Origin of the sequence: Streptomyces sp. NPDC018693 (assembly GCF_044391385.1) — a bacterium.
Lineage (GTDB): Bacteria > Actinomycetota > Actinomycetes > Streptomycetales > Streptomycetaceae > Streptomyces.
This window is the reverse complement of sequence record NZ_JBIRZZ010000022.1, coordinates 84606-91190: the sequence shown is the minus strand read 5'-3', so window position 1 is coordinate 91190 and position 6585 is coordinate 84606. Positions and strand designations below refer to the sequence as shown.

Here is a 6585-nt window from a genome sequence, read left to right as displayed (position 1 = left end):
GGCTGCACACCTACAATCACCACCGCGGACACACCGCGCTCAAGGGCCAGCCACCCGCCAGCCGCGTTCCGAACCTCACAGGGCAATACAGCTAGGGCGACACCTACTTCCCGGACTCGACGCGCTTCTTCAGGCCCGCCAGCGCGCGGTCGATGATGACCTTCTCCGCCTTGCGCTTGATCATGCCGAGCATGGGGATCTTGACGTCGACCGTCAACGAGTACGTGACCTCGGTGGACCCCGCGCCCGCCGGCTTCAGCAGGTACGAGCCGTCCAGCGAGCGCAGCATCTGGGACTTGACCAGCGTCCAGGAGACCACGTTCTCCCCGGTCCAGGTGTACGCCAGCGTCTGGTCGTCCTTGATCGCCCCCGCGTCCATGACCAGCCGCACCTGCTCGGCGCGCCCCTCCGCGTCGGCCGCCAGGACCTCCGCCTCCTTCACCTCGCCCGTCCAGTCCGGATAGCGGGCGAAGTCGGCGATGACCGCCATGACGTCGGCCGGTGCCGCCTCGATCGTGATGCTCGAGCTGGTGTACTCCGCCATCGCCGTGGCTCCTCCAGATGCGGGCCGGTAGTTCGGGTCGTAGGCTACCGCGCACGGGCCCGCCCCCGGTCATCGCCTACCTGCGCGGTGTCACCATTCGAGCGCCCACGGCCGCCCGCTCCCCGCGAAGTGCCCCACGTTCACGCACTCGGTCGCACCGATCCGCATCCGCCGGACCAGCGGCTGATGCACATGCCCGAACAGCGAGTAGCGCGGCCGGGTCCGCCGGATCGCGTCCAGCAGCGCACGGCTCCCCCGCTCGAAGCGGCGCGCCACCGTGTCGTAGACCAGTTCCGGCACCTCCGGCGGGATGTGCGTGCACAGCACGTCCACCTCGCCGACCGCCTCGATCTTCGCCGCGTACTCCTCGTCGCTGATCTCGTACGGCGTCCGCATGGGCGTGCGCAGGCCGCCGCCCACGAAGCCGAAGACCCAGCCGCCGATCTCCACCCGCTCCCCGTCCAGCACGGTGGTGCCGGGACCGGCGTACTCCCGCCACAGCGGCGGCATGTCGACATTGCCGTACGTGGCGAAAGTAGGGGTCGGGAAGGCGGCGAACAGCTCGGCGTACTGCTTGCGCACCGCCTGCTCGATCACCGCGGCCCGGTCCGAGCCGATGCCGGCCCACAGCCGTGCGCCGAGTTCGCGCGCCTCCTCGTAGCGGCGGGCGGTGCGCAGCTCGACGAGGCGGGTGGCGTTCTCCGCGCCGAACAGGTCGGGGAAGATCCCCCGGGAGTGGTCCGTGTAGTCGAGGAAGAGCACCAGGTCCCCCAGGCACACCAGTGCGTCCGCGCCCTCGCCGGCCCTGGCCAGGTCGCGGGCGTTGCCGTGTACGTCACTGACCACATGGATGCGCGTCCTGCGGTTTCCGGCCGGTGTCGATGCCATGGCGATCAAGGGTAGGCGTGTGCGGCATGCGTGAACAGTGGCGGTCCGCCCCATGGTTACTGGCCAGTCGCCAACGGCCTGGATTACCGTACGCGCAGGAACAGCAACAGGAAGAGCAATCCGTGTGACGCAGGGAACATCTCGCCGGGACCCCCTGTCGAAGAAGCCATACCGGCGGGTAACGTCCGGTCGGTCCAGTCGTGCTCAGGAATTCAACCAGCGGGTCTCCCCACCCGTCGGCCACCCTGGAGCACTTGCCCGAGCCTTGGACCGCACCGTCGCAGCACACAACGTCGTGGCGTCGGCGCCCTGTGAGGAGCAGCAGTCTTGCGCGAGTTCAGCCTTCCGGCTTTGTACGAGGTCCCTGCGGACGGGAATCTGACCGACATCGTCCGCAGAAACGCCGCGCAGCACCCTGACGTCGCCGTGATCGCCCGCAAGGTCGACGGCGCCTGGCAGGACGTGACGGCCACCGTCTTCCTCGCCGAGGTGCGCGCCGCGGCCAAGGGCCTCATCGCCGCCGGCGTCCAGCCCGGCGACCGGGTCGGCCTGATGTCCCGCACCCGCTACGAGTGGACGCTGCTCGACTTCGCGATCTGGAGCGCGGGCGCGATCACCGTGCCGGTGTACGAGACCAGCTCGCCGGAGCAGCTGCAGTGGATCATGTCGGACTCGGGGGCGACGGCCCTGATCACCGAGCTGGACAACCACACGGCGGCCGTGGAGTCGGTGCGTGAGACGCTGCCCGCGCTGAAGCACGTCTGGCAGATCGAGGGCGGCGCGATCGAGGAGCTGCGCCGGCTCGGGCAGGACGTCTCCGACGGGACCGTCGAGGAGCGCAGCTCGCTCGCCAAGGCGGACGACCCGGCGACCATCGTCTACACCTCCGGCACCACCGGCCGGCCCAAGGGCTGTGTGCTGACGCACCGCAACTTCTTCGCGGTCTGCGGGAACGTCGTCGAGCGTCTGCGCCCCCTGTTCCGCACCGGCGAGTGCTCGGTGCTGCTCTTCCTGCCGCTCGCACATGTCTTCGGGCGTCTGGTCCAGATCGCGCCGATGATCGCGCCGATCAAGCTGGGCTGTGTCCCGGACATCAAGAACCTCACCGACGAGCTGGCCTCCTTCCGGCCCACGCTGATCCTGGGCGTGCCCCGGGTCTTCGAGAAGGTGTACAACGCCGCGCGGGCCAAGGCGCAGGCGGACGGCAAGGGCGCGATCTTCGACCGGGCGGCGGACACCGCGATCGCGTACAGCAAGGCGCTGGACGCCCCTTCGGGCCCGTCGATCGGCCTGCGGATCAAGCACAAGGTGTTCGACAAGCTGGTCTACGGCAAGCTGCGCGCGGTCCTCGGCGGCAAGGGCGAGTACGCCATCTCCGGCGGCGCCCCGCTGGGCGAGCGCCTGGGCCACTTCTTCCGCGGCATCGGCTTCACGGTGCTGGAGGGCTACGGTCTGACCGAGACCACCGCCCCGACCGCGTTCAACCCCTGGGACCGGCAGAAGATCGGCACGGTCGGTCAGCCGCTGCCCGGTTCGGTGATCCGGATCGCGGACGACGGCGAGGTGCTGCTGCACGGCGAGCACATCTTCAAGGAGTACTGGAACAACCCCGGCGCGACCTCGGAGGCGCTCGCCGACGGCTGGTTCCACAGCGGTGACATCGGCACCCTCGACGAGGACGGCTACCTCAGGATCACCGGCCGCAAGAAGGAGATCATCGTCACCGCGGGCGGCAAGAACGTCGCCCCGGCCGTGATCGAGGACCGCATCCGGGCGCACGCGCTGGTCGCGGAGTGCATGGTGGTGGGCGACGGGCGGCCGTTCGTGGGCGCGCTGGTCACCGTCGACGAGGAGTTCCTGGGCCGCTGGTGTGCCGACCACGGCAAGCCGGCGGGCTCCACCGCGGCGTCGCTGCACGACGACCCGGATCTGCTCGCGGCGATCCAGTCGGCGGTCGACGACGGCAACGCCGCGGTGTCGAAGGCGGAATCGGTGCGGAAGTTCCGCATTCTCCCCTCCCAGTTCACGGAGGACTCGGGCCATCTCACGCCGTCGCTGAAACTCAAGCGGAACGTGGTGGCGAAGGACTTCGCGGACGAGATCGAGGCGATCTACGCGAAGTGACCGACGGCTCCCTGACGGTGCGTCATGGCGCGGTGTCCTCGGCGAGGACCCGCGCCATGGTGCGTTCGGCGAGGGCGGTGATGGTGACGAAGGGGTTCACCCCTATGGAGCCGGGCACCAGCGAGCCGTCGGTGATGTACATCCGTGAATACCCCTTCACCCGGCCGTAGTTGTCCGTCGCCCTGCCCAGCACGCAGCCGCCCAGCGGGTGGTAGGTGAAGTCGTCGGCGAACACCTTGTTGGACGAGCCGAACAGGTCGTAGCGGTAGATGGTGGCGTTGGCCGCGTTGATCCGGTCGAACAGCTTCTTCGCCATGCCGGAGGAGACCGCGCTCTGGGCGGCACTCCACCCCAGGCGCACGGATCCTGACGAACTGTCGTACGTGAACGACGCCCGCTCCCGGTTCTTGGTGATCGCCAGATAGAGGCTGACCCAGTGTTCCAGGCCGGTCGGCAGTGGGGCGATCTCCGCGAAGACCGGGTTGGCGGCGTTGTCCCAGTCGTCGATGCCCATCACCGGCATGGTCGACTGGTTGGCGCCGACGGTGTCCCACAGGTGGTTGGCCCGCCCGAGCATCACATTGCCGTTGGTGCCCCAGCCGGTGCCGACGCCGGCGTCCAGCGCGGGGAGCGTGCCGGTCTCCCGGGCGCGGACGAGGAGTTCGGTGGTGCCGACGCTGCCGGCGCCGAGGAACAGGTAGGTACAGCCGTACTGCCTGGTCTCGACGACCCTGCCGGTGTCGTCGATGCGGTCGGCGGTCAGGACGTACGTGCCGTCGGCCGCCCTGCTGATGCCGGTGACCCGCTCCAGGGTGTGGATCGTGACGTGCCCGGTGCCGAGGGCGGCGGCGAGGTACGTCTTGTCGAGGGTGCGCTTGCCGTGGTTGTTGCCGTAGATCACCTCGCCGGCGAGGGCCGACTTCGGCGCCGTACCGGCCGCCTCGCGCTGCATGTGGCCGAAGTCGTAGACGTTCGGTACGAAGGTGGTTCTCAGGCCGGTGTTCTGGGCGTGCTTGCGGGAGATGCGGGTGAAGCGGTACCACTCCGTGGACTCGAACCAGGCCGGGTCGATGGTGTTGACGCCGAGTGCGGCGCGGGCGCGCGGGAAGTAGGTGCCGTACATGGCGTCGGCGTCCACGGTCGGGAACTGCTCGGTGAAGTAGGCGCGTGGGGGTGTGACCGCCATGCCGCCGTTGACCAGTGAGCCGCCGCCGACGCCGCGGCCCACGTACACCGACATGTGGTCGAAGCGGACGCGGTCCAGGACGCCGGGGTAGGCGCTGATGTCCTTGTTGACGATGTCCAGCCAGAGGAAGGTGGCCAGGGGGGCCTCGGTGCGGGTGCGGAACCACATGGAGCGGCGGTCGGGGGAGCGGGTCGAGCAGAAGATCCTGCCGTCGGGGGCGGGGGTGTTCCAGAGCCGGCCCATCTCCAGTACGAGGGTGCGGATGCCGGCCTGGGCGAGGCGGAGGGCGGCGACCGCGGCGCCGTATCCGGAGCCGATCACGATGGCCGGCGCGGAGTCGACCGCGTCGGGCTGCGCGGCTTGGGCCGCGTGGAGGTTGATGCGGGTGAAGCCGAGGGCTGCCGCGGTTTGCAGGGCGGCCATGCCCAGGATTTGACGTCTCGTCAGTTTCGCTGTCATGGGCGCAGCATCGGGGGAATCCTGGGTTCCGCCAAGGGGCTTCGCCTGGCGGGTGCGCCATCCGATGTGCCTGGTCCTCGTGGATGGCGGCTGCGGGTTGCGTGTGGCTGGTCGCGCAGTTCCCCGCGCCCCTGGGGGCGCTCCTACAGCAGCGTTTTCAAGTGCTCCGCCAGTAGGTCCCAGCGCCACTTCTCCTCCACCCACTGGCGGCCCCGGTCGCCCATCCTGCGGCGCAGCTCCGGGTCTCCCAGGAGGGCGATGATCCGTTCAGCCGCCTCGTCCGGGGAACCGCCCCTCACCACCCAGCCGGTCTCGCCGTCGAGGACCGCGTCGGGGGCGCCGCCGGAGTCGCCGGCGACCACCGGGAGGCCGGTTGCGGACGCCTCCAGGTAGACGATGCCGAGGCCCTCGACGTCCAGGCCGCCCCGCCGGGTCCGGCACGGCATCGCGAAGACGTCGCCGGCGCCGTAGTGGGCGGGCAGGTCGGACCAGGGGACGGAGCCGGTGAAGCGGACGGAGCCGGCGACCCCGGTCTCGTGGGCCAGGCGGCGCAGGTCCTTCCCGTAGGGGCCGCCGCCGACGATGAGGAGGACGGTGTCCGGCTCGGCCGCCAGGATGCGGGGCATGGCCTGGATGAGCGTGTCCTGGCCCTTGCGGCGGACCAGGCGGGAGACGCAGACGACCACCGGGCGGTCGGTGAGGCCGAGCCGGGCGCGGACCTCGTCGCCGCCCGAGCCGGGGTGGAAGGTCTTCTCGTCGACGCCCGGCGGCAGCTGGACCATGCGGGAGGCCGCCGCGGGGGTGAGCGCGGTCGCGATGCGCGAGCGGGTGTATTCACCCAGATAGGTGATCGTGTCCGTGGCCTCGCCGATCCGGCCGAGCAGCTGCCGGGCGGCGGGCAACTGGGCCCAGCCGGCCTCGTGCCCGTGCGTGGTGGCGACCAGCCGTTCGGCGCCCGCCCTGCGCAGCGCCGGCGCCATCAGCCCGAGCGGCGCGGCCGCCCCGAACCACACCGACGTACAGCCGTGTTCCCGCAGCAGCCCGACGGCCCGCGCGGTGGCCCCCGGGGTGGGCAGCAGCATGGTCGTGCGGGCGCGTACGACGGTGAAGGGCTGCTCGGCGTCGAAGGCGGCCGTCGCCTCGATGCCCTCCCGGCTGCGCTTCCAGGTGGAGGCGTGGACGACGAGGCGCTCGGGGTCGAGGCGGAGCGCCATGTTGTGCAGGAACGCCTGGATGCCGCCCGGGCGGGGCGGGAAGTCGTTCGTCACGATGAGGGTCTTGTGCATCGCCGCCGACTGTATCCAACCGGGGCTCGTCGCCGACCACGGCCGCGCTTCGTGACTCTCTCCCGGTTCGTCACGAGACCATGGGCCGCACCACGGAA

At 70.4% G+C, this 6585-nt stretch carries 5 protein-coding genes; 1 reads left to right on the top strand and 4 read right to left on the bottom strand.

All coding sequences use genetic code 11. The features are described from left to right. Window positions 1-103 precede the first annotated feature (103 nt). Both ACH5AC_RS35325 and ACH5AC_RS35320 read right to left on the bottom strand, forming a co-directional pair. The gene (locus ACH5AC_RS35325; RefSeq protein WP_398866408.1) at window positions 104-544 is read right to left on the bottom strand and encodes an SRPBCC family protein; all 441 of its coding nucleotides are present in this window, start codon (window positions 542-544) and stop codon (window positions 104-106) included. Between the two features lie 90 nt (window positions 545-634). Then, window positions 635-1432: a metallophosphoesterase gene (locus tag ACH5AC_RS35320; RefSeq protein ID WP_398866407.1), complete on the bottom strand. Its 798-nt coding sequence runs from the start codon at window positions 1430-1432 to the stop codon at window positions 635-637. 327 nt (window positions 1433-1759) lie between these two features. On the opposite strand from ACH5AC_RS35320, the gene ACH5AC_RS35315 reads away from it, so the two are divergent. After that, window positions 1760-3556 carry an AMP-dependent synthetase/ligase gene (locus ACH5AC_RS35315; RefSeq protein ID WP_398866406.1) on the top strand — a complete coding sequence of 599 codons (1797 nt, stop codon included), beginning with the start codon at window positions 1760-1762 and terminating at the stop codon, window positions 3554-3556. A 22-nt stretch (window positions 3557-3578) separates the two neighbouring features. Here ACH5AC_RS35315 and ACH5AC_RS35310 read toward each other — a convergent pair whose 3' ends face one another. Both ACH5AC_RS35310 and ACH5AC_RS35305 read right to left on the bottom strand, forming a co-directional pair. Then, window positions 3579-5165 (bottom strand): GMC oxidoreductase, encoded by a 1587-nt coding sequence (locus ACH5AC_RS35310; protein ID WP_398866405.1) that lies wholly within the window; start codon window positions 5163-5165, stop codon window positions 3579-3581. Between the two features lie 179 nt (window positions 5166-5344). Next, the gene (locus tag ACH5AC_RS35305; protein WP_398866404.1) at window positions 5345-6487 is read right to left on the bottom strand and encodes a glycosyltransferase family 4 protein; all 1143 of its coding nucleotides are present in this window, start codon (window positions 6485-6487) and stop codon (window positions 5345-5347) included. Between the last annotated feature and the right edge of the window lie 98 nt (window positions 6488-6585).

Coding starts and splice junctions, on each gene's coding strand:
- ACH5AC_RS35305 (WP_398866404.1), bottom strand. CDS start 6,487: ATGCACAAGACCCTCATCGTGACGAACGACTTCCCGCCCCGCCCGGGC.
- ACH5AC_RS35320 (WP_398866407.1), bottom strand. CDS start 1,432: ATGGCATCGACACCGGCCGGAAACCGCAGGACGCGCATCCATGTGGTC.
- ACH5AC_RS35325 (WP_398866408.1), bottom strand. CDS start 544: ATGGCGGAGTACACCAGCTCGAGCATCACGATCGAGGCGGCACCGGCC.
- ACH5AC_RS35310 (WP_398866405.1), bottom strand. CDS start 5,165: ATGGCCGCCCTGCAAACCGCGGCAGCCCTCGGCTTCACCCGCATCAAC.